This is a genomic window from Kitasatospora sp. NPDC050463 (genome assembly GCF_040655255.1).
Classification (GTDB): domain Bacteria; phylum Actinomycetota; class Actinomycetes; order Streptomycetales; family Streptomycetaceae; genus Kitasatospora.
On record NZ_JBFAJO010000190.1, the window covers coordinates 1 to 3,606 of the forward strand.

At 66.7% G+C, this 3,606-nt stretch carries 4 protein-coding genes; all 4 read left to right on the plus strand.

Translation table 11 applies throughout. The features are described 5' to 3' along the window. The first annotated feature begins 139 nt into the window (after positions 1 to 139). The 4 genes from AB0J08_RS41215 (at position 140) to AB0J08_RS41230 (ending at position 3,400) form a co-directional block, all read left to right on the plus strand. Positions 140 to 820, plus strand: coding sequence for a Mu transposase C-terminal domain-containing protein (locus tag AB0J08_RS41215; RefSeq protein WP_360645223.1), 681 nt, complete (start codon positions 140 to 142; stop codon positions 818 to 820). Further along, entirely contained in the window at positions 814 to 1,854 is a 1,041-nt protein-coding gene (locus AB0J08_RS41220) for an ATP-binding protein (protein WP_360645226.1), read from the plus strand. Before AB0J08_RS41215 ends, AB0J08_RS41220 begins: the two co-directional genes overlap by 7 nt. Next, entirely contained in the window at positions 1,851 to 2,825 is a 975-nt protein-coding gene (locus AB0J08_RS41225) for a hypothetical protein (RefSeq protein ID WP_360645229.1), read from the plus strand. The genes AB0J08_RS41220 and AB0J08_RS41225 overlap by 4 nt, the downstream gene beginning before the upstream one ends. Before the next feature lie 113 nt (positions 2,826 to 2,938). After that, entirely contained in the window at positions 2,939 to 3,400 is a 462-nt protein-coding gene (locus AB0J08_RS41230) for a DUF2199 domain-containing protein (RefSeq protein ID WP_360645232.1), read from the plus strand. The last annotated feature ends 206 nt before the right edge of the window (positions 3,401 to 3,606 follow it).

A 3,606-nucleotide genomic window follows, 5' to 3' on the forward strand; every position in this document is an offset into this window, starting at 1 on the left:
CGAACGTCCTGAACCCAGTCGGTAAACGAGCCCATGACGTCCACGCCACAGACTCGAACGGACATCACGAACAGCACAAATCACGGTCGGTAAAGCGAAGTGGCAGCATCGCCCGCACGACGGGCTGCGGGATCCCCTGATGGCAAGCCGTCCGCTGAGCCCGAACGAGAAGTACGCCGCGCTGGTGTCGGCGGCCGGATACGTCCCGGTCCCGCTCAGCACCGACGAGTACATCCAGCTAATGCCCTACGAGTGGCGGGTCGTCAGCCCGACGGGCGTGCGCATCAACAACCGCACCTACGACTCGCCCGCACTCATCCGGCAGCCCTCGGGCGCCGGGCCGGACGGCCGCCGCTGGCAGGTGCACTACGACCCTTACGACATCTCCTGCGTCTGGGTCCGCAACCACCGCGGCACCGGCTGGATCACCGCGACCTGGCGCCACCTTCGCACCGCTCCGGTCCCGATGGGAGAACTCGTCTGGGACCGCGCCCACCAGGTGCTCAGCGAGCGCCACCTGCGCAAGCCCAACGAGGACGAGGTCGCCCAGGCCGCGGTCGAGCTGCTCGACCGGGCAGCCGACGGACCACAGAACCCACCGGCTCGCGCCCGCCGAGGCAAGGGCGGTATCGCCGAACGCCGGGACCGCAAGGTCGCCGCCCGCACCCGGGCCACCAGCACGCCCGCCTGGCCGCGTCCCGAGCCCGGGCCGCAGCCAGCCCCCAACCCAGCCGAGAACGGCGAGACGGACGAGAAGCTGGCCGAGGTGGTGCCGTTGGGCATCTTCGACGCCCGTGAGGAGGCAAAACGACGATGGTGAGCCAGCCCGCCGAGGACAGCCCGGCTCCGCGCGGCGACGAACGCATCGAACCGCCCACCACTGTGACCGGCTGGCGGCGGTTCGTCGAGAAGGACCCTGCGGCCTTCCACCTCGCCGAGCCGGGCCGGTGGGAAGCCATGGACGACGACCAGCGCGCCGACTACGACGAGGCCCGCATCGACTACCACTCCGAACTCCAGGTCGTCCGCACCTCCACCGTCAAGGCCGTCGCCCATCAGGGGCGTCTGCTGACCCTGCTCAACCGGCGCGAGGAGGGCGCCCGCCGCGGCCTGATCATCTCCGGCCTGCGGACCACCGGGAAGACCACCGCGCTCAAGCAGCTCGGCCGCCTGCACGAACTACGGGTCCGGCAGCGCTATCCCGACGGGCGGCGGATCCCGGTCGTCTACGTGACCGCACCGCCCAAGGGGTCGCCGCGCAAACTCGCGGTGGAGTTCGCCCGTTTCCTGGGGCTTCCGACGATCAGCCGGCACCACAACACCGCCGACATCACCAGCGCCGTCTGCCAGGTCCTCATCGAGGCCCGCACGGAGCTCGTGCTCGTCGATGAGATCCACCTGATGAACCTCGCGACCACCGCGGGCGAGGAACTGTCCGACCACCTCAAGTACTTCACCGAGCACCTGCCCGCCACGTTCGTCTACGCCGGCATCGACGTCGAGCACTCCGGCCTGTTCACCGGAATCCGCGGCGACCAGCTCGCTGGCCGCTGCACGCTCCTGCACACCGGTCCCTTCCCGCTGAACCCCGAATGGGAAGGTCTGGTGGCCACGATGGAGGCCACACTCCGGCTGCACCACTACAAGCCCGGGACTCTGGCGGAGCTGTCGAAGTATCTCCACCAACGCACCGGCGGCATGATCGGCAGCCTCTCCCACCTGGTCCGGGCAGCCGCCATCTCCGCCATCCTGGACGGCAGCGAGCGCATCACGCGCCGCCAGCTGAACGCCATCCGCGTCGACCACGCCAGCGAGCGCCACTACCGCAACGACGCGGCCGGGCAGACCGGATGAGTCAGCCACAAGATCCCAGGCTGGCTACCTCCCTGCCGTTCGCCCCGGTCCTCGTCCGGCCCCTGCCCATCACCGTCACGCCCTTCCCCAACGAGACCCTGAACTCCTACTTCAGCCGCCTCGCCTCGGCAAATCGCGTCACCACCACGTTCCTCCGTTCCCCCTCCCGCTGGCTGCGTTGCCAGCTCAACGAGCTGGAACTGCTGGAGATCCTCACCAGCCAACCCCGCACCAGCCTGGTCTGGGCCATCCCGGAGCTACGGAAATACGATCCGCAGATCGCCCCACGCCTTCGCGTCCAACTGGCCAACACCCGTTTCGCCTGCCGCTGCTGTGTCTGGCGGGCCGGCGGCAGGAAGGAGGTCCACGTCTATCTCCTTGCCTCTTACGACAACGTCTGCCTCCACCACGGCATCTGGCTCAAGGACGGCGTCGCCATCATCGACCAGCAGATCGACCTCACCCCGGTTCCCGAGGTCGTCCATGCCCAACGCGTCGTCAACCGACTGGAAGAGAAATACGGAGAGCTACTGGTCGCCGATTGCTACGAGTGGTGCCACGGCTTCTTCGGCGACCTGGACCGACGGGCCCTGGTTCGCGCTGAGGCCGACGAACTACTGAACCGTCTCTGCGAGGCCAATCACATGGATCCTCCACGTCACGCCGTCCCAGTCCACTCCGATCGCCACTACCGGTTCCGGAGAGCCTCCCGCTACCCGCAAATCGCCAAGCTCATGACGTTGGCGTTCTCGCCGGTCCTCCGTGGACTAACGCGGTCCTCGCCCGACCAGGCCGGGGAGCGGATCTCGGCCGAGTTCGAACGCCTCATCCCGCTCGACTACCAGCCGCGCTCCACTACCGGGCCCTGGCTGCGTGACGCCCTGGTCAACCTCGTCAAACGGATGGACACCTTCGCGACGCTGCTGAGAGACGCAGAAGCACCCGACCTCAATTCATCCCATACCCCCTGAATACTGAACACACCGCCCGGCTGGGTGTCGGAATTCATTACTAGGCTTAGCCCATGACCAGCGATCACGGATTCACCTGCACGTGCTGCGGCGAGCACCACACAGAGCCGCCGATGAACTACTCGACAACGGCCCCCTACGTCTGGGATCCAAGCTTCGACGAGGCCCCCGACTGCCTGCTCTCATCGGATCAGTGCGTCATCAAAGCACAGCACTACTTCGTCAAGGGCCTGATCGAGATACCGGTCATCGGCAGCAGTAACGTCTTCTCCTGGGGCGTCTGGGTCTCCCTGAGCCGCGAGAACTTCTCCCGCGCCGCAGACCTCTGGGACACACCAGGGCGCGAATCCGAGAAGCCGTACTTCGGCTGGCTGACCACCGAGCTTCCCATCTATTCGCCCAGCACCATCAACCTGAAGACCCACCTCCACACCAGGCCCATCGGTCAGCGCCCCTTCATTGAGCTCGAACCCACTGACCACCCCCTCGCCGTCGAACAGAGGACCGGCATCACCCGGGATCGCGTGCGCGAGATCGCCGAGGCCGTTTTCCACTCCACCAACGACGGCTCCTGACCATGACCGGCCACGGAGGGGACATGAAACCGCTCTCGGAGATGAGCGAACGCGAGTACTTCGCCTGCGTCGGCCAACGTCCCGGCATGTTCGTCGGCAGGACCTCATTCCACTGAACCGCCCCGTGTTCAGTGGAGACTCGATTTCGTGTAAGGATTCGAGTCATGGCACGTCCCTCCTCCTACCCGCCTGAGCTGCGCCGTCGT